A 23,412-nucleotide genomic window follows, 5' to 3' on the forward strand; every position below is an offset into this window, starting at 1 on the left:
GGCCCGTCACGGCAGGGTGAGGATCTCGTGGCCATCCTCGGTGACGAGGATGGTGTGCTCGAACTGGGCCGTCCAGCGCCGGTCCTTGGTCACCACGGTCCAGCCGTCCTCCCAGACGTCGTACTCGTGGGTGCCGAGGGTGATCATCGGCTCGATCGTGAACGTCATCCCCGGCTCCATCACGTCGGTCGGCCGCGGGCTGTCGTAGTGCGGCACGTAGAGCCCGCTGTGGAACGCCTCGCCGATACCGTGCCCGGTGAAGTCCCGGACCACCCCGTAGCCGAACCGCTTGGCGTACGACTCGATCACCCGGCCGATCACGTTGATCTGCCGGCCCGGTGCCACCGCCCGGATGCCGCGCATCATCGCCTCGTGGGTCCGCTCCACCAGCAGCCGGGCCGGCTCGGCCACCTCGCCGACGCAGAAGGTGGCGTCGGTGTCCCCGTGCACCCCGTCCAGGTACGCCGTCACGTCGACGTTGATGATGTCGCCGTCCATCAGCACCGTCGAGTCCGGGATGCCGTGGCAGATCACCTCGTTGAGGCTCGTGCAGCACGACTTGGGGAAGCCCTTGTAGCCGAGGGTGGAGGGGTAGGCGTTGTGGTCGATCAGGAACTCGTGCACCACCCGGTCGATCTCGTCGGTGGTGACGCCGGGCTTGCAGTGCTCACCGGCGAGCTGGGTGGCCTGGGCGGCGATCCGGCCGGCGACCCGCATCTTCTCGATCGTCTCGGCGGACTGGACGTGCGAGCCGCGCCACTCCTTCGGCCGCTTCTTGCCGACGTACTCGGGGCGGACGATGTGGGAGGGCACCTGGCGCCACGGGGAGAGGGTGCCAGGGGTCAACGGCGCACGGACGGTCATGACTTCCAGCCTAACGTCGCCGCCCGGCCGCGCTCACGCCTCGGTGACCCGTTCGACACCCGGCGGCAGGTCACCCGGAGCCTCACAGCGGGGTGACGTAGGCGCCGGTGATCCCTCCGTCGACCACGAACTGGGCGGCGGTCATGAACGAGGCGTCGTCGCTGGCCAGGAAGGCGACCGCGGCGGCGATCTCGGCGGGCTCGCCGAACCGCCCCATCGGCACGTGCACGAGCCGCCGGGCCGCCCGCTCCGGGTCCTCGGCGAAGAGTTCCCGCAGCAACGGGGTCATGATCGGCCCCGGGCAGAGCGCGTTCACCCGGATCCCCTGCCGGGCGAACTGCACGCCCAGCTCCCGGGTCAGCGCCAGCACCCCGCCCTTACTGGCGGTGTAGGCGATCTGCGAGGTGGCCGCCCCCATCAGCGCGACGAAGGAGGCGGTGTTGACGATCGAGCCGCTGCCCTGGCGCAACATGTGCGGGATGACGTACTTGCAGCAGAGGTAGACGCTGGTGGTGTTGACCCGGATCACCCGCTCCCAGGCGTCCAGGCCGGTTTCCAGGATCGAGTCGTCCTCCGGCGGCGAGATGCCGGCGTTGTTGAACGCGATGTCGATCCGGCCGTGCCGGGCCGCGACCTGGTCGAAGAGATCGCGTACCTGCGCCTCGTCGCTCACGTCGCAGGCCACGAATTCGCCGCCCACCTCGTCGGCGGCGGTCCGCCCGGCGTCGTCCGCGATGTCGACGCAGACCACGTATGCCCCCTCGGCGGCGAGCCGGCGGCTGGTGGCCAGCCCGATCCCACTGCCGGCCCCGGTCACCACCGCCACCCGCCCGGCCAGTCGATCACTCAGCGCCATCGCGGCTCCTTTCCGTCGCCGGCCCCTGCACCGGCCCCTGCGCCGACCCCTGCACCGGCCCGTGCGCCGGCTCGGCAGGCACCGGCGCGCTTCCGGCATCCTCGCCGATGTTCCGGCCCGTGGTCGATAGCCGGGGCAGTCCGACTCCGGAAGAGGGTCACCTCGACCGGGCGTCGACGTCTCGTCACCGGGCGTCGACTCAGAGGCGTTCGAAACCGCGGCGCAGTTCCCAGTCCGTCACCGCCGCGTCGAAGGCGGCCAACTCCACCCGCGCCTGGTTGGCGTAGTGCGCCACCACCTCGGCCCCGAACGCGGCGGCGGCCAGCGGCGACGCCGTCCAGCGGCCGAGGGCGTCCCGCAGCGTACCCGGCACCCGGGGCGCGGACTCGTCGGCGTACGCGTTGCCGACGAACTCCGGCTCCAGCTCCAACTCCGCCTCGATCCCGTGCACCGCCCCCGCCACCAGCGCCGCGATCGCCAGGTACGGGTTGACGTCGGCACCGGGCAGCCGATTCTCCACCCGCAGCCCCTGGCCGTGCCCGACCAGCCGCAGCGCGCAGGTGCGGTTGTCGGCGCCCCAGCGCAGCGCTGTCGGGGCGAACGACCCGGGCTGGTACCGCTTGTACGAGTTCACGTTCGGCGCCAGCAGGAGGCTGAAGTCCGGGATCGTCGCCAGCAGCCCGGCCAGTACCCGGGTGCCGGTCGGCGACAGCCGGGCCGGACCGTCGCCGAGCATCGCGGACCGCCCGTCGGCACGGCGCAGCGAGAAGTGGATGTGGCAGGAGCTGCCCTCGCGCTCGTTCGGCTTCGCCATGAAGGTGATCGACATGCCCTCCTGGGCGGCGATCTCCTTGGCCCCGCTCTTGTAGACGACATGGTTGTCGGCACAGGTCAGGGCGTCGGCGAACCGGAAGGTGATTTCGTGCTGGCCGAGGTTGCACTCGCCCTTGGCACTTTCCGGGGTCAGCCCGGCGCCGGCCATCTCGGTGCGGATCCGCCGCAGCAGCGGCTCGACCCGGGCGGTACCGAGCAGCGAGTAGTCCACGTTGTAGAGGTTCGCCGGGGTCAGCTCGCGGTAACCCCGGCGCCAGGCCTCCTCGTACGAGTCGCGGTAGAGCACGAACTCCAGCTCGGTGCCGGCGTACGCGGTCAACCCGTGCCCGGCGAGCCGGTCGAGCTGGCGGCGCAGGATCTGCCGGGGCGAGGCGAGCACCTCTCCGCTGCCGTCCGGCCAACGCAGGTCGGCCAGGAGCATCGCGGTGCCGGGCTGCCAGGGGACCCGGCGCAGCGTACTCAGGTCGGGGACCATGGCCAGGTCGCCGTAGCCGCGTTCCCAGCTCGACATCGCGTACCCGTCGACGGTGTTCATCTCCACGTCGACGGCGAGCAAGTAGTCACAGCCCTCGCTGCCGTGCCGGAGCACCTCGGTGAGGAAGTACGGCGCATGGAACCGCTTGCCCTGCAACCGCCCCTGCATGTCCGTCAGGGCGAGCACCACGGTGTCGATCTCGCCGCCGTCGACGGCCACCCGGAGCGCCTCCAGGCTCAGCGCCGGAATTCGAGCCCTCATCGGCGTCTCCTTCGTCCGGATCCAGGGCGGGACGCAAGGTGTGACCGGCGTCACGCATCTGCCCGAGATCGTGCGCCTCTCGAAGATCCACGTCAACTGATGTGCGCCGGGTGACCGAGATCACGATCGCCACCCCCGGGTCGAGGTGTCTATTTGAAGAAGTCTTCAATTGCACACATGCAAGTTCCGTTGTACCAGGCGAAGGCCGACTTCTTCCGGATGCTCGGGCATCCGATCCGGATACGCGTGCTCGAACTCCTCGGCGAGGGTCCCCGACCGGTACGCGAGCTGCTGGCCGAGACCCAGGTGGAGGCCTCCAACCTGTCCCAGCAGCTCGCGGTGCTGCGCCGGGCCGGGATCGTGGTGTCGACCCGGGACGGCGCGACCGTCGTCTACGCGCTGGCCGGCCCGGACGTGGCCGACCTGATGCGGGCGGCCCGGCGCATCCTCACCGAGATGTTGCGGGGCCAGGCCGAACTGCTGGCGTCGCTGACGGTGGAGCCCGAGTGAACGCTGACGCCGGAGGCCGGGCGGGTGCCGACGCCGGAGACAGGGTGGGTTTCGCCGGCCTGTTGCCCGGCCGGGCCGACCTGGCCGCGGTACGCCGCAACCCCCGTGCCGATCTGCTCGCCGGGCTCACCGTCGCGGTGGTCGCGCTGCCGCTGGCGCTCGGCTTCGGCGTCGCCTCCGGACTCGGTGCCGCCGCCGGGCTGGTGACCGCCGTCGTCGCCGGTGCACTGGCGGCCGTCTTCGGGGGCTCCAACCTCCAGGTGTCCGGGCCGACCGGGGCGATGACCGTCGTGCTGGTCCCGATCGTCGCGCAGTTCGGACCCGGCGGGGTGCTCACCGTCGGCCTGCTCGCCGGCCTGATCCTGGTCGGGCTCGCGATCGTCCGGGCCGGACGCTACGCGCGGTTCGTACCCGCCCCGGTGGTGGAGGGCTTCACCGTCGGTATCGCGATCGTCATCTTCCTGCAACAGGTGCCGGCCGCCCTGGGGGTGCCGGCGCACGGCGAGCAGGTGCTGTCGATTGCCGTACGTGCGCTGGCGGCGTTCGCCGCGCACCCGCACTGGCCGTCGGCGGCCTTCTCGGTCGGGGTCGCGGTCCTGGTGCTGGTCGTGCTGAAGTGGCGGCCGCAGATGCCCGCCGCCCTGCTCGCGGTCGGGGCGGCAACCGTCTGTGCCCAGGTGTGGCACATCGACGTCGCCCGCATCGGCGCGCTGCCGTCGACGCTGCCCCAGCCGACGCTCGCCTTCCTCCGGCTGGACGCCGTCGGGATGCTGCTCACCTCGGCGGTCGCCGTCGCGGCGCTGTCGGCCCTGGAGTCACTGCTCTCCGCCACCGTGGCCGACGGGATGCGGCGCGGTGAACGGCACCACCCGGACCGGGAACTGTTCGGGCAGGGCATCGCGAACATCGTGACGCCGCTCTTCGGCGGGGTACCCGCCACCGCCGCCATCGCCCGGACCGCCGTCAACGTACGCGCCGGAGCGGTCTCCCGGCTCGCCGCCCTGTCGCACGCCCTCGTCCTCGCGGTGGTCATGCTCGCCGCGGCCCCGCTGGTCGCCGGCATCCCGATCGCGGCGCTGGCCGGGGTGCTGCTGGCCACCGCCGTCCGGATGGTGCACGTCGGCGTGCTGCGCGCGCTGGTCCGGGCCGGCCGCTCCGACGCGCTCGTCCTGGTGCTCACCGCCGGCGCGACGGTGCTGCTGGACCTGGTGGCCGCGGTGCTCCTCGGCCTGATCGTCGCCGGGGGCCTGGCCCTGCGCAAGGTCGCCGGCTCCATGCGGGTCGACCAGGTGCCGCACGGCGAACACCTGCCGCATCTCGCCGTGTACCGGCCGAGCGGACCGCTCTTCTTCGCCGCCGCGCACCGTCTCCGGCACGCGCTCTCCCGGGTCGACGGGGTCGACGTGGTGCTGCTGCGGCTGTCCCGGGTCACCGCGATCGACGCCTCCGGCGCGCTGGCCCTGCGCGACGCGATCGAGGACCTGCACCACCGGAACATCACGGTGCACCTGTCCGGGATCCGCCCGGAGCATCGCCGGGCGCTTGCCGCCCTGGGTGTGCTGGCCCTGCTGCGGGAGCGGGTGCACGTCGATGCCCCGACCGCGATCGCCGCCCTGCGCTCGGGATAGCCGCCGCCGGACGCTGCCCGGGTCCGGCGCCAACATCCGGGTGGCCGTCCGGGACGACCGCACGGCGGTGGCACAGTGGTGTCATGCGGATCGGTCTACTGGGACCGCTGGAGGTGGTGGCCGGCGACGCGCCGATGCACGTCGGCGGGGTACGGGTACGCGCGCTGCTGATCCGGCTCGCCCTGGACCCCGGCCGGGTCGTCAGCACCCAGGCCCTCGTCGAGGCGCTGTGGCCGGACGGCGGGCCCCGACGGCCGACGCACGCGCTGCACTCGCTCGCGTCCCGACTGCGGCACGCCCTACCCGACGGGTCGGTGCTGCGCTCGACACCGACCGGCTACCTGCTCGATGTCGCGCCCGCCTCGGTGGACACGTTCCGGTTCGAGCGGCTGGCCCGAGAGGGCAGTAGAGCCTTGGACGGTGGGAACGCGCCACTCGCCGCCGCCCGGCTGCGGGAGGCGGTCGCGCTGTGGCGCGGGGATCCGCTGGCCGACGTCGCCCAGACCCGGTACGCGGGGGCGGTGATCGCGCGGCTGCGGGAGTTGCGGCTGACGGCCGACGAAGACCTGCTGGCGGCGGAACTGGCGACCGGCGCCGCCGGACCGGCCATCGCCAGGCTGGAGCAGCTCACCACGACGTACCCGCTGCGGGAGCGGTTGCGTGTGCTGCTGATCCGGGCACTGCAGGCCGATGGCAGGCCGGCCGAGGCGCTCGCCGCCTACGAGGCGTACCGGAGGATGCTCGCCGACGAACTGGGCAACGACCCCGGGCCGGAGCTGCGGAAGATCCACCTGATGCTGCTACGCGGCGAGCCGACCGCGGTCACCGGGCGGGGCCACCAGAACGCCGGACCGGAGAAGAGCGCGGAGGCGGAAGCGGGCCGGCCTGCCCGGGGCAACCTGCCGGCGGCATTGACCAGCTTCGTCGGCCGGGACACCGAGCGGCGACGGATCGCGGAGCAGTTCCGGACGTACCGGCTGGTCACGCTGGTCGGGCCGGGTGGGGTCGGCAAGACCCGGCTCGCCGGTACGGTACTGGCCGACCTGCCCGGTCCGGCCTGGCTGGTGGAGCTGGCCCCGGTGACCGATCCCGACGACGTCCCCCGGGCCGTCGCGGCCCCGCTCGGCCTCCGGGTCACCGCCGACCTGCCGACCAGGCTGGTCGAGGTGCTGTCCGTCGGGGAGCCGCTGCTCGTGCTGGACAACTGCGAACATCTCGTCGACGCCGCCGCCCGGCTCGCCGCCGACCTCCTCGGCCGCTGTCCGCGACTGCGGGTGCTCGCCACCAGCCGCGAACCGCTGAACATCCCCGGCGAGGCGATCTGCCCGGTGCCGCCGCTCGACCCGGCCGACGCGGTACGGCTGTTCACCGATCGGGCCCGGTCCGTCCAACCCGACCCTCCTGCGGATCGGAGGGTGGCCGAGATCTGCCGCCGGGTGGACGGCCTGCCGCTGGCGATCGAACTCGCCGCCGCCCGGCTCCGGTCGATGTCCGTCACCGATCTCGCCGCCCGGCTCGACGACCGGTTCACGCTGCTCGCCCACGGAAGCCGCACCGCCCTACCCCGGCACCGGACGCTGCGCGCGGTCGTCTCCTGGAGCTGGGACCTGCTCGACGAGGCGGAGCGCGACGCGGCCGAACGGCTCGCCGTGTTCCCCACGAGCCTGACCGCGTCCGCCGCGGAGCACGTCGGGATCGGTTCGGAGCTCCTGCACGCCCTCGTCGACAAGTCCCTGCTCCAGTTCGACGCCGGCCGCGGCCGCTACCGCATGCTCGAAACGATCCGGGCGTACGGCCTGGAACGCCTCACCGACACCGGCCGGCTGGCCGCTGCCCGGGCCGCATTCACCGCGTGCTACCTCGACCAGGCCGAACGGGCCGCTCCGCACCTGCGTCGCGCCGACCAGCTTCCGTGGATCGCCCGGCTCACCGCCGAACGCGAGAACCTGAGCACCGCGCTGCGCCTCGCGGTCGAGGACGCCGACGCCACGACCGCCGTACGTCTGGGCGCCGCCCTCGGACAGTTCTGGACGATCCACGGCGACCACGCCGAGGGGGCGAGCCGGCTGCGCGACGCGCTCGGGGTGCCGGGCGCCGTGCCTGCGGACGTCCGGCTGGATGCGGTGGCGAGTTTCCTGCTCAGCGCCATGCTCGCCGGCGACCTCGCCGACGCGTCGGCGGTGGCCGGGCCGGTATCCGGAACCGGGCCGGTGGCCGCGCTCGCCCGGGCGCTGCTCGCCCTGGTCGACGGCGATCTCGGCGCCGGAATCTCCGCCCTCGACGGGCACCTGTCCCACCCCGAGCCGTGGACCCGGGCGATGCTCTGGCTGGCCCGGGCGTTCCTGCTCGGCACGGCCGGTGACGCCCACGCCGGTCGTCAGGCGCTGACCGACGCGGTCGCCGGCTTCCGCGAAGCCGGCGACCGCTGGGGCCTGGCCCTGTCGCTGATGTCGCTGGCCTCCACCCACCTGTCGGCCGGCGACTACGACCGGGCGGTCGCGGCACTGGACGAGACGATGGCGCTGCTCCGCGTTCTCGGCACCGACGCCGACCAGCGGGTCTGGGCGGCGATGGTCCGGATCGACGCGGGCGATCTCGCGACAGCCCGCGACGAACTGCGGGACGTGCTCGACCAGGCACCGTCGACCCGGCACGTCGCGCTGGCCCGGCTCGGGCTGGCGGACCTGGCCCGGTACGACGGAGACCTGGGGGAGGCGAAACACCTCCTTGAACTGGCCGACGTCGACGGCGACCCGGCGTACCGGGCGCTGTACTCAGCCGGAGCGGGCCGGCTCGCCGTCGCCACCGACGATCTCGACGCGGCGGCCCGACACCTCGGCCAGGCGTACGCGCTCGCGCTCACCATGCCCGACCTGCCGATGGTGGCCATGGTCGGGGTCGGAGTGGCCGATCTGCTCCGGCGCTCCGGCCGGTCGGCGCGGGCGGCCCAGGTGCTCGGCGCCGCACATGCCCTGGCCGGGGCGCCGAGCGCCCGAAACCCCGACGTGCTCCGGTTGACCCGGGACCTACCGGCCATGCTGGGCAGCGCCGGCTACCGGACCGCGTACGACCGGGGCAGACGCCTGGACCGCGACGGTGCGCTGGAGCTGGTCGGCGACATCTGAGGCGGCGGGCCAGTCGTCACACCGGCACGCCCTCCGCATCCCGTTTGGCGAGGAAGGCGTCCCGACACCCCCGGCAGCAGAAGCCGTACAGGGTACCGGCGATTTCGAGGGTGACGGCGTGCTCGTTGAGCGGGATGATCACCCCGCAGAGCGGGTCCCGGACCGCTCGTCCGGCGGCGAGGTCCGCCTCGTACGGCGCACCCAGCATGTCCACCAGGTCGGTGGAGGTCCTGGCCTCGCCGCCGATCCCGATGGACCCTTCCGTGACGCCGAGCACGTGCACCTGCACCCGGGCGGCGGCCGCACCCGCCGGTTCGGCCGGGGTCCCACCGCCGGCCTCGGAGAGCACCCTCGTCACGTGCGTGATGAGCACCTGGCTGAGGTCCTTGCGCCAGGGTGCGGGAACATACGCCCGGACGACGTAGCGGGCCGGATCGGCGGACGTGACCAGTTCCTCGCCGGTCACCCACACCTCCGGCTCGTGGATCACCACCTGGAACATCGTTCGGAAGACCTCCGCCGTGCCGGGTTGCGTCTGCGAACCATCCGAACCACCCCCCAACTCCGCCAGCGATCCGAGTCGCCTGGCCACCCGCGCGCGCTCCGCCGGGTCTAGCCGCCCCTTGACGGCGATCACCTCGATAAAGATCATTCTCTGCTACACCTCCTGTCCGGCAGGTTGGCACTCCCGGCTGTCAGAGCGCTCGCAGCCGTCTGTCGGAGCGCTCGCAGCCGCCCGCCTGTCGGAGCACTCCGAGTCGTGGCGGGTCGGACCGCTCGCAGCCGTGGCGGGTCGGACCGCTGCCAGTCGTGGCGTGTCGGCACTTGATTTTGGCAATATCATCCGGGGCATCGGCTAGGTTTTCCCGCATGAGCTTGCTGGGCGAAGCGGTGGCGGTGCTGGACGAGCGGGGCGTGCTGGACCGGCTGGGTCGGCTGATCCAGCAGGTCTACCGGCGCGCCGCGGACCGGCACGAGCCGGAGCTCGGCGACGACGCGATGAGCTTCGGCACCACCGTCTGGCGCAACCTGACCAACCTGGGCAAGGCCGAGTTCGACGGGGTGGACGGGATCCGGGTCCGGCTGGAGGACAACTCGCTGGAGATCCTCTGCGCCGGCTACGTCGTCCGGCTCTACTCGCTGCAGGGTGGGATCGAGTCGATCCGCTGGGAGGGCAGCGAGGCCCGGCTCGGCGGCGCGGTGGAGAACAGCCGCGACGGGCAGCTCGCCTTCGACGACGAGGGACAGTTCCCCGAGGTCTTCGCCGAGGTGGTACCGCCGAAGCGGCACATCCGGATCGCGCACACCGGCGACATCGTCACCGGCGAGGCGGTCGCCTACATCGGGTTGCCCCGGGACAACCGGGACAGCGGCTCGCCCTGGTTCGAGGTACGCCTCTGGTTCGGTGAGCCGGCCACCGCCGGGGCACCGCTGCCGGTCGTGGCCGGGGCGGTGCCGCAGCCCCGCATCGATGAGCCGCCGATCCCCGAGCTGGACCTGCTGGCCATCCAGCCCGACGACCGGAGCGGCCGGTCCGATGCGTTCGGCCCGACATTCGGCCGTCCGGGCGAGCGGTCCGCGTGACGGGTCGGCTCCGACCGCCGGTACCCGCCGCCGCAGCCGCCGCCGCGTTCGCGCCGCACGCGCTGGCGCTGGCCCGCCGATGGCGGCGGATGCGCAAGAACGAGTTGGCCCGGCAGGTCGGGGTGACGGCCGCGGCGGTCAGCCAGTACGAGTTGGGCCAGGCCCGTCCGTCGGCGGCCACGCTGGCCCGGCTGGCCCTGGCGCTCTCGATGCCGGTCGAGTTCTTCGCCGCCGGCTTTCCCGTCCCGGTCACCTCCGGGCAGGCGCACTTCCGCAGCCTGCGCACGACCAGCCAGGCCGAACGGGACCAGGCGGAGGCGTTCGGCGAACTCGCCTGGCGGGTGGTGGAGGTGGTCGAACGCCAGCTCCGACTCCCCCGGCTGCGCCTGCCGCACCTGGAGCTGGCCGAGCCGACCGGCCCCGCCGACGTACGCGCCGCCGCCGTCGCCGCCCGGGACGCGTTCGGCCTCGGGGGCGCCCCGGTACCGCACATGGTGCGGCTGCTGGAGTCGGCCGGCGTGATCGTGCTCGCCCTGCCGGACGTCTCCGAACGGGTCGACGCGTTCTCGCACTGGTACGGCCAGCGGCCGTTCGTCTTCCTCAACCCGGGCAAGGACGATCGGGCCCGGTCCCGGATGGACGCCGCGCACGAGTTGGGTCACCTGCTGATGCACCACGACGCCGAGCCGGGCAGCCAGCTTCTGGAGCGGCAGGCGACCGCGTTCGCCTCGGAGTTCCTTGCCCCGAGCGCCGTACTGCGCGACGAGTTGCCGCCCCGGCTCGACTTCGACCGGCTGCACGAGGTCAAGCGCCGCTGGGGGATCAGCCTGAAGGCGCTGGTCTACCGGGGTCACGACCTCGGCGTCTACCGGGAGCACACCTACCGGCGCGGGATGGCGCTGCTCGCCCAGTGGGGCTTTCCGGAGCCGGGCGACCTCGGCCCCCGCGAGCAGCCGTCGCTGCTCGGCAGGGCGGTCGAACTCCTCGGCCGGCAGCAGGTAACCGTCGACCGACTGGCGACCCTGGCCGGCCTGCCGCCGACGCTCACCGACGCGGTGCTGGCCGCCGCCACCGAGCACGTACCCGAACTGGACATCACCCTCAGTTGAGGCGACTTGACTCCGCAGCGTGGGCACCGACGCCGGTAATTGCGTTGCCGACCCGGCGTTACGCCGAGGATGATCAGAGCCGTGACAAGGCAGGAACCGCACACCGCACGTCGATGCCGACGTGCCGGGTCCCTGGCCTGACCGGACGGCATCGCGCAAGCCCGGCGCGCCGGTCCGGCATCGCCGGACCCGAACGGGCCCACCCGGGGCCCGACGCCGGGTTCTCGGACAACCCGGCCTCCCGCGGCGGCGCGGGGCGCGGTCACCTCTCTCATCAGGTACGGCGCAGGTCGTGCCAGCGCCCGCCCCGCGCCGCCGCACCGCACCGCGTCCGCACAGGCACAGGCACAGGCGCTCGCGCTCGCGCTCGCACTCGCATTGGCACCGGCAAGGGTCTGCGGATCCGCCTCGCCAGGATCAGGTGAGGACGAGGCCGACCAGCCAGACGGCGGTGATGCCGAGCGCCGCGGCCAACTCGACCAGCAGGGCGAGCCCGACCGCCGACAGCGCGTGCCGGGTGGACGGCCAGGCCTGCTTCGCGTCCCCGAGCCGGGCCAGTTCGGCGAGCCAGAGCCCGAGTACGAAGCCGAGCACCAGCCCGACCACCGGCACCACGAAGAAGCCGACCAGCCCGAGTACGCCCCCGGCGAGCAGGGAACTCGTCGGCACCCCGCTGCGCTTCAGGTTCCGCCCCGGCCAGAGGTACTTGATCGTGCTGCCGAGCAGCGTGATCACAGTGGCCAGGCCGAGCACCACCCATCGGCCGAACCCCTCGCCGTCACCGAAGAACGACCAGACCAGTACGCCCAGCCAGCACAGGATCAGCCCGGGGATGATCGGCACGATCACCCCGCAGACGCCGATCACGATCGCCACGCCACACAGGAGGGTCACCACTGACTCGGTGTCGGTCACGTCCACGCTCCCCAGGGTGCCCTACCGCCGCCGGTCACGCCGCACCCGCCACCCGGCGCCGCCACCCGGCACCTGACTGCTGGCCGCTGCCTGCTGTCTGCTGTCTGCTGTCTGCTGTCTGCTGTCTGCTGCCTGCTGTCTGCTGCCTGCTGACATCAGGTGACCCGGTCCCGACGTCGCTCGGCGCGGGCGGTCAGCCACCTGGTGATCTCGCCCTCCGGCGCCGGCGCCGCGAAGTAGCGGCCCTGGGCGGCGTCGCAGCCGAGCGCCCGGAGCTGGTCCGCCTGGCCGGGCGTCTCCACCGCCTCGGCGGTGACGGTCAACCCGAGCGCGTGGGCGAGCCGCACCAGCGCGTCGACGATCCGGCCGTCCACCAGGCCCTGCCGGTCGCTGGACCGGATCCCCTCGACGAACGGGCCGGCGAGCTTGAGGTTGTGGATCGGCAGCCGGCGCAGGTACGCCAGGTTGGAGTAGCCGGTGCCGAAGTCGTCGATCGCGAGGCGTACCCCGAGGGCGGCCAGCCGGCGCAGCGCGGGCAGCGGCTCGCCGGCGGTGGCCATCACCGCGCTCTCGGTCAGTTCGAGTTGCAGCAGGTCGGCCGGGAGCCCGGTCTGACGCAGCACGTCCGAGACCGTGCCGACGACGGCCGGGTCCCGGGCCTGCCGGGCGGCCAGGTTCACGCTGATCACCAGCCGGGCGTCGGGGAACTCCCGGTGCCATCGGCTGGCCGCCTCGCAGGCCCGGGTCAGCACCCAGCGGCCGAGCTCGACGATCAGCCCGGTCTCCTCGGCCAGCCCGATGAAGCCGTCCGGGCCGAGCAGCCCCAGCTCCGGATGTCGCCACCGGACCAGCGCCTCCACCGCACAGATCGCCTCGTCGGCCAGGGTCACGATCGGCTGGTACTCGACCATGAACTCGCCCCGCTGCAGCGCCGTGGACATGCCGGCGATCAGCGCCGACCGGGTCTGCTCGCGGGCCCGCCGCGCCGGGTCGTAGCTCACCCACCGGCTCCGCCCCTCGGCCTTGGCCCAGTAGAGGGTGACGTCGGCGGCCTTCATCAGCTCGGCGACCGAGGTGGTGGCGAGCGGCCCGGAGACCACGCCGATGCTGGCCGACACCGACAGCCGGTGCTCGCCGACCTGCACCGGCTCGGCGACCGCCGCCAACGCCAGGTCGGCCACGGCCTTGACCGCCCGGCAGCCGGCGTTGTGGTCGATCAGGATCACGAACTCGTCGCCGCCCATCCGGGCGACCAGGTGCCCCTGCTCCGCCACGCAGTCGGCGAGCCGCCGGGCGACGGTGACCAGCAGGTTGTCGCCCAGGTCGTGCCCGAGGCTGTCGTTGACCGCCTTGAAGCCGTCGAGGTCGAGGAAGCAGATCCCGACCCGGTCGTCCGGCGCGCCGGTGGCGAAGAGCTCGCCGAGCCGGTCGAAGAAGAGGGTACGGTTCGGCAGCCCGGTCAACGGGTCGTGCAGGGCCTGGTAGCGCAGCCGCTGCTGTAGCTCGTGCCGTTCGGTGATGTCCTCCACCATCGCCACGGTGAACCGGGGTCGCCCGTCGTCGTGCCGGATCAGCGAGACCGCGAGATCGGTCCAGACCGCGCTGCCGTCCTTGCGGTAGTAGCGCTTCTCGACCCGTACGGCGTCCTGCTTGCCCTCGATCAGCTCCTGGTACAGCTCCCACATCCCGGCCGCGTCGTCGGGATGGAACAGCGCGGCCACGTTGATCTCACGCAGTTCGGCGATGGAGTAGCCGAGCAGCTCGGCGAAGGCCGGGTTGACATCGACGATCTGCCCGTCGATGTCGGCGATGCCGATCCCGATCGCGGCGTCGACGAAGACGGCCCGGAACCGCGCCTCGCTGTCCCGCAGAGCCCGCTCGACCCGGTCCCGGGCCTCCAAGACGGACTGGGCGATCCGCTCCTGCTGACCGAGGGTCCGCTGGCGCAGCGCACCGGCGAATCCCGCCGACAGGGTGCCCTGGAGGGCGGCGATCCGGGGTGTCGCCACCGGCTCGGGGAGGTCCGGCAGGACGACCCGGCGGAACCGCTCGCCGAGGGCGCGTACCGACCGGTCCAGCACGTCCGGCCCGGTCAGGTGCGCCTCGACCAGGGCTCGGCCGACCTCGTACCCGGGCTGTGGGGTGAACGGTTCGGCCAGCACCGCCTCGGCCAGCCGTACGGTGTGTGCCAGCATCTGTCGCCGGTTCTCGGCGGTACTCGTCGGCACGTACCCGCAGCTGGCCACCTCCCGCGCCCAGCGTTCCGCGTACCGCTGCGCGCCGGGCTGGTCGACGCCCGGGCCAGCGGCGGAGAATGGCGGCTCGTCGTCCGCCGACTCGTCGCCGCCGGCTCCGGCGGCCGAGGTCGACACCGCTAGCCCGCGTCGCGGTCGTGCCGGCCGACGCCGCCGAACGCGCCGAGCCGCTCCGGGTGCTCGCCGGGATCGGTGGGCTCGTCCGGTCGCCACAGCGGCATGTGCACCACCCCGGGCTCGACGAGGGTGAAGTCGCCGAAGAACGCGGTGATCTCGGCCCGGGAACGGAGTGTGATCTCGGTCGACGTCCGGGCGGAGAGGCGCTGCGCGTCCAGCATCTCCGGAGGCTGGTCCTCGTAGGTCGAGTGCGAGATCAGCAGGTAGCTGCCGGGCACCGTGCCGGCGCGCAGGGTGGCCAGGATCCGCTGCGGGTCGTCCGAGTCGGGGATGAAGTGCACCACCCCGGCCAGCAGTACGGCGACGGGGCGGCGCAAGTCGATCACGCCCAGCTTCTCGGCCTCGGCCAGGATCCGCTCCGGCTCCCGCAGGTCGGCATGGATCACCCCGGTGTGTTCGTTGCCGGCCAGGATCGACCGGCTGTGCGCCACCGCCACCGGGTCGATGTCGACGTACGCGATCCGGGCGGCCGGGTTGAGCGCCTGGGCGACCTCGTGCACGTTGCCTACGGTCGGGATGCCGGAGCCGATGTCGAGAAACTGATCGATGCCCTCGTCGACCAGCATCCGTACGCCCCGGCGCAGGAACGCCCGACCGGCCCGCATCGTCTCGGCCAGGTTCGGTGTCATCCCGGCGATCTGCTCGGCGAGCTGCCGGTCGATCTCGAAGTTGTGTGCGCCACCGAGGAAGTAGTCGTAGACCCGGGCGGCACTGGGCCGGGTCAGATCGATGTCCGCGGGTAGCCCGTCCGGAAGTCGCATGTCCGCCTCAGCTCGTCACTCCGGCCCGTGCAGGGGCTGGTCGGCCACGACCTGTGCCCCCGGCAGGCAGCACCGGCGAACCGGCGGGTCGTGGTGATGGACCCACACTTTAGGGCCTGCCCAGCGGATCTTCTACCGGCGGCCCGGCGGCGGGATAGGTTTGGCCGCATGGCGCAGGCACAGTTCCTCCGGGAGACCGATGTCGATGGCCCGGTCGTCCGACCGGCCGCCGGGAGATGACCCGCCGGGAGGTCGAGGTGCCCCACCGGGAGGTCGAGGTAACCCGCCGGGATGTCGAGGTGCCCCGCCGGAAGGTTGAGGTGACCCGCCGGCAAGGTGCGGTGACCCGCGGGGAAGGTGCGGTGACCCGCCGGGAGGTTGGCGGCGTCCGCCGTCCGGCCGTCGCGCTCGCCGCCGCGACCTGCACGCTGCTCGGCACCGTCGCGGTGGCCGTCGCCGTGGCCGCCGGTCCGGCTTCGGAACTCGCCGCCTACGTCAGCGAGGCCGGCGCGTCGGGAAGTACGACGCTCTGGCCGTACCGGGTCGGGCTACTGGCCACCGCCGCCGGGCTGGTACTGCTCGGCGCGGCCCTGCCCGCCGCGTTGCGGCTGGCGGCCGGGCTGCTGGTGGCCAGCGCGGTCGCCACGGTGGTCTCGGCCGGGGTGAGCTGCCGCTCCGCCTGCCCGTTGCCGCCCTTCGACCAGGTGACCCTGGCCGACCTGGTGCACGGCGGCGCCAGCGTCGCGGCGGTGGCCGGCACGGTCTTCGCGATGCTGGCGGTGGCCGGGACGACCGGGGCGGCCCGGCCGCTGCGCCGGATCTCGGCGATCGCCGCCGCGGTCGCGCTGCCACTGTCGGCGGTCGCCGGCCTCGCCATGCTGCTGGTCGGCCGGAGCGTCCTGATGGGTGCGGTCGAACGGCTGCTCCTGCTCGACCTGGCCGGCTGGGCAGTCGCCACCGCGCTGACCATGGCGCTGACCCGGCCACCCGCCACGCTGGTCGTCTCCACACCCACGATCCCGAACCTCACTGACGGCGCCGCCGACCGGGAGCGGGATGGGCCACCGATGGGGAGCCTCAGCCGGTAGCTGTAAGGCGCCTCACGGAGACCTGTCCTTTCATTGCCGGCTGCGGCGTCGTATCGTCTCCTGACGATGACCAACGTCTGGTTTCTGACCGTGCGCCTCTATGTCGATCTGCGACTACAGGCCAGCGGCTGCTGTCTCGGCTGACCCGTCCCGCCGACCGCAGACCGCAGATCCGGCGTGCCCCCGGCCAGCAGACCGCGCCGCCGGATCCAGATGTAGGGATTCCGTTCGATGACTTCGGTATTCTCCGCCATTCGCAAGATTCCATTTTCCGCACAGATCCTCGCCGGTCTGGTCCTCGGCATCGCGCTCGGCTACCTGGCCCGGGCCGCCGACATCTCCTGGCTCGGCACCACCCTCGACGAGATCGGTGGCATCTTCGTCCAGCTGCTGCGGCTCGCCGTACCGCCGCTGGTCTTCACCGCCCTGGTGGTCAGCGTGGTCAGCCTGCGCGGGGTGGCCAACGCCGCCCGGCTGGCCCTGAAGACCCTGCTCTGGTTCGGCATCACCGCGCTGATCGCGGTCACCGTCGGTATCGGGCTGGGCCTGCTGACCAACCCGGGCCGGGGCGTCACCCTGGACGTCGCCGGTGCCCAGGCACCGGAGCGGACCGGCTCGTGGACCGACTTCCTCACCGGCATCATCCCGGAGAACCCGGTCGGCGCGTTCGTCGAGAACAACGTGCTCCAGATCGTCTTCCTGGCCGTGGTCGCCGGGGTCGCGTCACTGCTGGTCGGCGCCGCCGCCGAGCCGTTCGTCAACGTCAACAGGGCGCTGCTGGCGATCACCCACAAGGCGCTCTGGTGGCTGATCCGGCTCGCGCCGATCGGCACCCTCGGGCTGATCGGGCACGCCGTCGAGGCGTACGGGTGGGACCTGCTGGCGCCGCTGGCCAAGTTCACCACCGCCGTCTACGTCGGCTGCGCGATCGTGCTGCTGGTGGTCTACCCGCTGGTGCTGATCGTCGCCGGCAGGCTCAACCCGCTGCGCTTCTACGCCGGCACCTGGCCCGCGATCGAGCTGGCCTTCGTCTCCCGCTCGTCGGTCGGCACCATGCCGGTGACCCAGCGCTCGGTGGAACGGATCGGCGTGCCGCGCGAGTACGCGGCGTTCGCCGTGCCGTTCGGCGCGACCACCAAGATGGACGGCTGCGCCGCCATCTACCCGGCCCTCGCCGCGATCTTCGTCGCCCAGGTCTTCGGGATCGGCCTGAGCCCGCTCGACTACCTGCTGATCGCCTTCGTCTCGGTGGTCGGCTCGGCCGCGACCGCCGGGCTGACCGGGGCGCTGGTGATGCTCACCCTGACCCTGAGCACGCTGGGCCTGCCACTGGCCGGGGCCGGTCTCCTGCTCGCCATCGACCCGATCCTGGACATGATCCGCACCGCCACGAACGTCGCCGGGCAGGCGCTGGTGCCGACCGTGGTGGCCGCCCGGGAGGGCGTACTGGACCGGGCCGCGTACGACGCGGCCGGCCGCCGCGAACTGCTGGACGAGAACCCGCCCACCGACCACCCAACCCGCGACCCCGCCCCAGCCCCACAACCCGCCTGACGGTTGATCGTGGTCTTCTGCTGCCCCTGGAGGGGCAGCAGAAGACCACGATCCGTCTCCGGAACGGGGCAGCTCAGAACAGGACGGTGGCGAAGGTGCCGACCGAGCGGAATCCGCAACGCTCGTAGACCCGGCGGGCCGGGGCGTTGTAGTCGTTGACGTAGAGGCTCACCGTTGGGGCGACCCGGGCCAGCGCGTCCCGGACCACCGCCGCCATCGCGGCGACGCCGATCCCCCGCCCCCGCCAGGCCGGATCGACCCAGACCCCCTGGATCTGCGCGGTGCGCCGGGTGACGACCGCCAGCTCCGCCTTGAAGATCACCTGGCCGTCGACGATCCGGGCGTACGCCCGGCGGGCCCGGACCAGTTCGGCGACCCGCTGCCGGTACGCCCGCCCGCCATCCTCGGCCAGCGGCGAGACTCCCACCTCCTCGGTGTACATCGCCACCGCCGCCGGGAAGAGCGCCTCGATCTCGCCTGCCCGGACCGGATGCACGTCCGGGTCCGGCGCCACCCGCGGCACCGCCCCGGTGGCCAGCAGCGGCTGGTTCGGGCGTACGTCCCGAGCCGGTCCCCACCGCCCGGAGAGCCGCTCCCAGAGCCCGAGTACCCCCTCGGCCCGCCCCACGATCGACGAGCAGGTGCGTTCCTCGGCACCGAGCGCCTCGGCGAAGGCGGCGATCGCCGCTGCACCGGCGCAGACCGGGGTGACCTGGCCGCCCAGCCAACAGACTGCTTCGAGGTTGTCCCGCGAGCCGTAGCCGAGCACCCGGCCGTCCGCCCGCCACCAGGACAGACCGTTCGCGGCGACCCGCTCGGCCACCTGCGCGGCGGCGAAGGGGTCGTGGTCGAGGATCCGCTCCACCGCGCCGCGTTCGGCCTCTCCGAGCTGGCGTACCGGCACCATCAGCACGCCCTCCAGCGTGCCAGATCATCGGCCACGGAACGGGCCGGATCACCGCGCCGGCTCCGGGCGGGTCCGGACACCCCGGCCGTTACGCGGACTCCCGGATCACCAGCTCGGTGGGGAGGATGACCGCGGCGTGCGAGTCGCCGGCCAGGTGGCCGAGGAGCAGCCGGACCATCTCGGCGCTGATCCGCGCCCACGGCTGCCGGACGGTGGTGAGGCGCGGTACGGAGGTGGTGGCGACCTTCGAGTCGTCGAAGCCGCCGACCGCGACGTCGTCCGGTACCCGCTTGCCGGCCCGGTGCAGCGCGGCGATCGCGCCGGTGGCCATCAGGTCCGAGCTGACGAAGACGGCGTCCAGCTCCGGCACCTGGCGCAGCAGCCGCTCCATCGCCGCCTCACCGCCGTCGTGGGTGTAGTCGCCGGTCACCACCAGCCGGGGGTCGGTCTCGCCCAACACGTCGTGGTAGCCGGCGAGCCGGTCCACCCCGCCGGAGGTGTCCAGCGGGCCGGTGATGGTGCCGATGGTCCGGTGCCCCCGGGACCGCAGGTAGCTGACCATCTGCCGGGCGCCGCCCCGGTCGTCGGCGGCCACGTAGCTGACGTCGGAGTCCCGGCCGAGCGGGCGGCCGACGACGACGAACGGCAGGCCCCGGGAGTCCAACTCGTCCAACAGCGGGCTGCCGGCGTGGGTGGAGACCACCAGTGCGCCGTCCACGTGGCCTGCGGTGACGTACCGGCCGACCCGCTTGCGGTCCTCCTGGGTGCCGGCGATCGTCAGCAGCAGCGTGATGTCGTGCTCGGCCAGCTCCTGGGTGCAGCACCGGAGCAGGATGTTGAAGTTCGGGTCCTCGAAGAGCCGGTCCTGCGGCTCGGAGAGGATGAACGCCACCGAGTCCGAGCGCTGGGTGACCAGGCTCCGGGCATGCTGGTTGAGCACGTAACCGGTCTTGCGGATCGCCCGCCGGACGGCCTCCAGGGCCGGGCCGCTGACGTTGTGCCCGCCGTTGAGCACCCGGGAGACGGTGCCCCGGGAGACGCCGGCCACCGCCGCCACGTCGTCCATGGTCGGGCGGGGCCTCGTCCGGCGGATACGGCTGCGATCAGGCGCGGTCACCCTGTCATTGTCCCCGCGCCGGCAGCCGGCGGCGGCACCGGAGCTTGTGACACAGCTCGCCCCGGTTCCGCCGCCGTCCCGAGACAACCCGCTACGCCTTGGTCAACCCGGAGAGCAGGTCGATGCGCCAGTAGCGTTGCAGCGAGAGGAAGAGCGCCACCAGCGGGATGATCGACAGCAGCGACCCGGCGATCACCAGCCGGTAGAGCGCCGGCTGGGTGTTGCCCTGGTTGAGCAGCGTGTAGAGGCCGAGCGTCACCGGGAACCGCTCGTCGTTGGCGAGCATGATGAACGGAAGCAGGAAGTTGTTCCAGATCGCCACGAACTGGAGCAGGAAGACGGTGATCAGGCCGGGCACCATCATCGGCAGCGCCACCCGGCGGAAGATGCCGATCTCGCTGGCCCCGTCCACCCGGGCCGCCTCGACCACCGAGTCCGGTACCGCCGCCGCCGCGTAGATCCGGGCCAGGTAGATGCCGTACGGGCTGATGATGCTGGGCAGCAGCACCGACCAGTACGTGTCGGTCAGCCCCACCTTGGCCAGCAGCAGGTACTGCGGCACGGCCAGCGTGATCCCCGGGACCAGCACCCCGGCCAGCAGCACGTTGAACACCACCGACCGGCCGGGGAACCGGAACTTGGCCAGGGTGTAGCCGCTCAGCCCGGAGACGGCGGCGGAGAGCGCCGCTCCGACCCCGGCGTAGAGCACGGTGTTCAGCATCCACCGCCAGAACAGCCCGTCCCGGTACGTCGACAGGTCGGTCACGTTCGCGATCAGCGCGTCGCCGGGGGCGAAGGTCGAACTGGTGAAGAGGGTGGCCGCGTCCTTGCTGGCGGCAACCACCACCCAGGCCACCGGCAGCAGGCAGTAGAACGCCCCGATCAGCAGGATCGCGGTCGGTACCAGCCGGGATAGCCGGCCCGGGCCCCGGCCACCGGCAGGGGTCGGGGCCGGCGGCCCGGGTGCGGCGAGCGTGGTCGGGGTGGTGACGGTGTCGGCTCCGGCCATCTCACTTCTCCTGTCCGAAGGCCCGCTTCTGCACCAGGCGCAGGAAGCCCAGCGACAGGACCAGGGTGATCGCGGCGATCAGCACCGAGGTGGCCGCGGCGGCGTACCGGTCGTCGGTGGCGAACGCGTCGCGGTAGATCTTCATCAGCGGGGTCCAGGTCGACGAGATCGAGTTGGTCATCGGCGCCAGCGTCATCGGCTCGCTGAACACCTGCAACGTGGCGATCATGGTGAACAGCGTGGTCATCACCAGGGCCGGGGCGAGCAGCGGGATCTTGATCCGGAGCGCGATCTGGATCTCGGAGCAGCCGTCGAGCCGGGCCGACTCGTACAGCTCCGGCGGGATGGCCCGGAGCGCGGTGTAGAGCACGATCATGTTGAAGCCGACACCGCCCCAGAGCGCGATGTTGACCACCGCGTAGAAGACGACGTCGGTGCCGAGCAGGTCCGGCTCGGGCAGCCCGAACCGGGCCAGCAGGTCGTTCAGCGGGCTGGTCGCCGGCAGGTAGAGGAAGCCCCAGAGCAGGCTGGCGATCACCGCCGGCACCGCGTACGGCAGGAAGATCGCGGTACGGCTGAACTGGGCGAGCTGGGCCCGGGGCCGGTCCAGCAGCAGGGCGAAGAGCAGCGCCAGCCCCAGCATGGTCGGCAGCAGCAGCGCCCCGTAGCCGAGCACCCGCAGCACCCCGGACCAGAGTTCGGAGTCGGTGACGGCGTTGCGGTAGTTCTCCAGCCCGGCGAAGACCTCGGTCCGGGAGCCCCGGCCGAGCCCCAGCCCGGAGATCCGGACCTTGCGCAGGCTCAGGTACCCCGCGTACCCGATCGGGGCGAGGAAGAAGGCGAGGAACAGGATCACCGCCGGGGCGAGGAAGACGTACGGGATTCCCGTACGCCTTCCCCGGCGGCGCACCCCGGGGGTGGCCGTGGGCATCGACTCTCCGTTCGGTCGGCCGGTCGGTCTTGCCTGCCCGGCTGGTCAGCCGGCGATGGTGAAGCCGTTCTTGCGCATGTCGTCCACGGTCGCGGTCTGCATCGCGTCGACCGCCGCGCCGAACGGCGTCTTGGCGGTGATCGCCTTGCCGAACGCGTCCTGGTACGCCTCGTAGGTGACGTTGACGTTCGGTCCCCAGGTGACCCCGGCGGCGGTGTCGGCGATCTGCTTGGCCAGCGGGTAGAAGTCCGCCTGGTTGGCGAAGAAGTCCGGCGGTGAGGCCAGCGCCGGGCCGGACTGGGCCTCCCGGGCCGCCGGGTAGACGGCGCACTCCCGGACCAGCATGGTGGTGGCGGCCGGGTCGGTGTTAAGCCAGGTGGCGAAGCGGACCGCCGCCGCCTTGTGCCTGGAGGCCTCGGTGACCCCGGTGGAGGAGCCGCCCCAGTTGCCGGTCCGGTTCTCACCGGCGCTCCACTGCGGCAGCGGGGCCATCGCCCACTTGCCCTTGGTGGCCGGCGCGTTGCCGACCAGTACGCCGGGGGCCCAGACCGCGCTCGGCCAGGCCAGCAGGGTGCCGTCATTGAGCGACTTGTTCCACTCCGGGGTGTACATCGGCTTGCCGTCGACCACGCCCTCGCCGACCAGCCCGCCCCAGTAGTCGGCGACCTTCTTGGTGCCGGCGTCGTTGACGGTGACCCGCCAGGACTCGCCGTCGATCCCCCACCAGTTCGCGCCGGCCTGCTGGGCCAGCCCGGCGAACCAGCCCGGGTCGTTGGCCGAGAAGGTGGTGAGGAAGTGCTTCTTCGTCTTGCCGCGCAGCGTACGGGCGGTCTGCGCGAACTCCTCCCAGGTCTTCGGCACGGTCAGCCCGAACTGCGCGAAGAGGTCGGTCCGGTAGTAGAGCATCATCGGCGCGGCGTCCTGCGGGATCGCGTAGACGGCGTCGGTGCCGAGGGTCACCTGCTGCCAGCTGCCCTCGGAGAACTTCTCCGCAAGCGGCTTGGCCTGCTCGGCGATGTCGGCCAGTACGTCGTTGCTGACCAGGGTGGGCAGCGACTGGTACTCGACCTGGGCGAGGTCGGGCGGGTTGCCCGCCTTGGCCGCGGTGAGCAGCTTGGTGACCATGTCGCCGCCACCGGCCTGCTTGCTGAGCGTCACCTTGGTCTCCGGGTTGTCGGCGTTCCACCGGTCGACCAGCTTCTCGATGTTGGGCGCCCAGGACCAGAAGGTCAGCTCGACCGGGCCGGCCGGCTCTGCCGGGTCGTCGTTCGAGTTGGACGTGCAGGCAGCGACCAGGCTGGCGCCGAGAGCCACCGCCAGGATCTTCGCGCCGAGCGTACGGGTCATCTCAACCTCTCAGTTTCCGTGGTGTCATCGGCTCGTGATCGACCAGAAACAACTGGGAGCGCTCACAGTCTTGGACCCTGGATCGATCATGTCAAGACACGGTTT

Annotated in this window: 19 protein-coding genes; 7 read left to right on the forward strand and 12 right to left on the reverse strand. The window is 72.4% G+C overall.

What is annotated here, in order from left to right; translation table 11 throughout:
* Nucleotides 1-6: 6 nt before the first annotated feature.
* From map to ABNF97_RS29380, 3 genes are all read right to left on the reverse strand, one after another.
* Nucleotides 7-864, reverse strand: coding sequence for a type I methionyl aminopeptidase (gene map, locus ABNF97_RS29370; RefSeq protein WP_130464273.1), 858 nt, complete (start codon nucleotides 862-864; stop codon nucleotides 7-9).
* Nucleotides 865-946: 82 nt separating this feature from the next.
* Nucleotides 947-1,720 carry a 3-oxoacyl-ACP reductase gene (locus tag ABNF97_RS29375; RefSeq protein WP_349340512.1) on the reverse strand — a complete coding sequence of 258 codons (774 nt, stop codon included), beginning with the start codon at nucleotides 1,718-1,720 and terminating at the stop codon, nucleotides 947-949.
* A gap of 199 nt (nucleotides 1,721-1,919) precedes the next feature.
* Nucleotides 1,920-3,290 carry a glutamine synthetase family protein gene (locus tag ABNF97_RS29380; protein ID WP_349340513.1) on the reverse strand — a complete coding sequence of 457 codons (1,371 nt, stop codon included), beginning with the start codon at nucleotides 3,288-3,290 and terminating at the stop codon, nucleotides 1,920-1,922.
* Between the two features lie 177 nt (nucleotides 3,291-3,467).
* Between ABNF97_RS29380 and ABNF97_RS29385 the strand changes: the two genes are divergently transcribed.
* The 3 genes from ABNF97_RS29385 (at nucleotide 3,468) to ABNF97_RS29395 (ending at nucleotide 8,553) form a co-directional block, all read left to right on the forward strand.
* Entirely contained in the window at nucleotides 3,468-3,800 is a 333-nt protein-coding gene (locus ABNF97_RS29385) for a metalloregulator ArsR/SmtB family transcription factor (protein WP_130464275.1), read from the forward strand.
* Nucleotides 3,797-5,428, forward strand: a complete 1,632-nt coding sequence (locus ABNF97_RS29390) for a SulP family inorganic anion transporter (RefSeq protein WP_349340514.1) — start codon at nucleotides 3,797-3,799, stop codon at nucleotides 5,426-5,428. Before ABNF97_RS29385 ends, ABNF97_RS29390 begins: the two co-directional genes overlap by 4 nt.
* An 83-nt stretch (nucleotides 5,429-5,511) precedes the next feature.
* On the forward strand, nucleotides 5,512-8,553 hold the full coding sequence (locus ABNF97_RS29395; RefSeq protein ID WP_349340515.1) for an AfsR/SARP family transcriptional regulator: 3,042 nt from the start codon (nucleotides 5,512-5,514) through the stop codon (nucleotides 8,551-8,553).
* A 16-nt stretch (nucleotides 8,554-8,569) separates the two neighbouring features.
* Here ABNF97_RS29395 and ABNF97_RS29400 read toward each other — a convergent pair whose 3' ends face one another.
* The gene (locus ABNF97_RS29400; protein WP_130464277.1) at nucleotides 8,570-9,205 is read right to left on the reverse strand and encodes a YHS domain protein; all 636 of its coding nucleotides are present in this window, start codon (nucleotides 9,203-9,205) and stop codon (nucleotides 8,570-8,572) included.
* 218 nt (nucleotides 9,206-9,423) lie between these two features.
* Here ABNF97_RS29400 and ABNF97_RS29405 point away from each other — a divergent pair, with 218 nt between their 5' ends.
* Nucleotides 9,424-10,137, forward strand: coding sequence for a hypothetical protein (locus ABNF97_RS29405; RefSeq protein WP_349340516.1), 714 nt, complete (start codon nucleotides 9,424-9,426; stop codon nucleotides 10,135-10,137).
* Nucleotides 10,134-11,246 carry an ImmA/IrrE family metallo-endopeptidase gene (locus tag ABNF97_RS29410; protein ID WP_207230607.1) on the forward strand — a complete coding sequence of 371 codons (1,113 nt, stop codon included), beginning with the start codon at nucleotides 10,134-10,136 and terminating at the stop codon, nucleotides 11,244-11,246. The genes ABNF97_RS29405 and ABNF97_RS29410 overlap by 4 nt, the downstream gene beginning before the upstream one ends.
* 417 nt (nucleotides 11,247-11,663) lie before the next feature.
* Here the strand turns inward: ABNF97_RS29410 and ABNF97_RS29415 are convergent, their stop codons facing one another.
* The 3 genes from ABNF97_RS29415 to ABNF97_RS29425 all read right to left on the reverse strand — a co-directional run bounded on the left by ABNF97_RS29415 (nucleotide 11,664) and on the right by ABNF97_RS29425 (nucleotide 15,354).
* Nucleotides 11,664-12,167: a DUF456 family protein gene (locus tag ABNF97_RS29415; RefSeq protein ID WP_130464279.1), complete on the reverse strand. Its 504-nt coding sequence runs from the start codon at nucleotides 12,165-12,167 to the stop codon at nucleotides 11,664-11,666.
* Between the two features lie 149 nt (nucleotides 12,168-12,316).
* Nucleotides 12,317-14,533, reverse strand: coding sequence for an EAL domain-containing protein (locus ABNF97_RS29420; RefSeq protein WP_130464280.1), 2,217 nt, complete (start codon nucleotides 14,531-14,533; stop codon nucleotides 12,317-12,319).
* 2 nt (nucleotides 14,534-14,535) lie between these two features.
* The gene (locus ABNF97_RS29425; RefSeq protein ID WP_349340517.1) at nucleotides 14,536-15,354 is read right to left on the reverse strand and encodes an SAM-dependent methyltransferase; all 819 of its coding nucleotides are present in this window, start codon (nucleotides 15,352-15,354) and stop codon (nucleotides 14,536-14,538) included.
* Nucleotides 15,355-15,590: 236 nt separating this feature from the next.
* Here ABNF97_RS29425 and ABNF97_RS29430 point away from each other — a divergent pair, with 236 nt between their 5' ends.
* A complete protein-coding gene (locus ABNF97_RS29430) occupies nucleotides 15,591-16,442 on the forward strand; it encodes a DUF998 domain-containing protein (protein WP_130464282.1) in 852 nt (283 codons plus the stop codon).
* Between the two features lie 252 nt (nucleotides 16,443-16,694).
* Complete coding sequence (locus ABNF97_RS29435; protein WP_130466211.1) at nucleotides 16,695-17,996, forward strand: cation:dicarboxylate symporter family transporter; 1,302 nt, start codon at nucleotides 16,695-16,697, stop codon at nucleotides 17,994-17,996.
* Between the two features lie 73 nt (nucleotides 17,997-18,069).
* Here the strand turns inward: ABNF97_RS29435 and ABNF97_RS29440 are convergent, their stop codons facing one another.
* From ABNF97_RS29440 to ABNF97_RS29460, 5 genes are all read right to left on the reverse strand, one after another.
* Nucleotides 18,070-18,909 carry a GNAT family N-acetyltransferase gene (locus ABNF97_RS29440; protein WP_130464283.1) on the reverse strand — a complete coding sequence of 280 codons (840 nt, stop codon included), beginning with the start codon at nucleotides 18,907-18,909 and terminating at the stop codon, nucleotides 18,070-18,072.
* An 82-nt stretch (nucleotides 18,910-18,991) separates the two neighbouring features.
* Entirely contained in the window at nucleotides 18,992-20,020 is a 1,029-nt protein-coding gene (locus ABNF97_RS29445) for a substrate-binding domain-containing protein (RefSeq protein ID WP_207230608.1), read from the reverse strand.
* Nucleotides 20,021-20,111: 91 nt separating this feature from the next.
* Nucleotides 20,112-21,029: a carbohydrate ABC transporter permease gene (locus ABNF97_RS29450; protein WP_349340518.1), complete on the reverse strand. Its 918-nt coding sequence runs from the start codon at nucleotides 21,027-21,029 to the stop codon at nucleotides 20,112-20,114.
* A 1-nt stretch (nucleotide 21,030) separates the two neighbouring features.
* The gene (locus tag ABNF97_RS29455; protein WP_349340519.1) at nucleotides 21,031-21,960 is read right to left on the reverse strand and encodes a carbohydrate ABC transporter permease; all 930 of its coding nucleotides are present in this window, start codon (nucleotides 21,958-21,960) and stop codon (nucleotides 21,031-21,033) included.
* A 45-nt stretch (nucleotides 21,961-22,005) separates the two neighbouring features.
* A complete protein-coding gene (locus ABNF97_RS29460) occupies nucleotides 22,006-23,307 on the reverse strand; it encodes an ABC transporter substrate-binding protein (protein WP_349340520.1) in 1,302 nt (433 codons plus the stop codon).
* Between the last annotated feature and the right edge of the window lie 105 nt (nucleotides 23,308-23,412).

Origin of the sequence: Plantactinospora sp. B6F1 (assembly GCF_040120695.1) — a bacterium.
Lineage (GTDB): Bacteria > Actinomycetota > Actinomycetes > Mycobacteriales > Micromonosporaceae > Plantactinospora.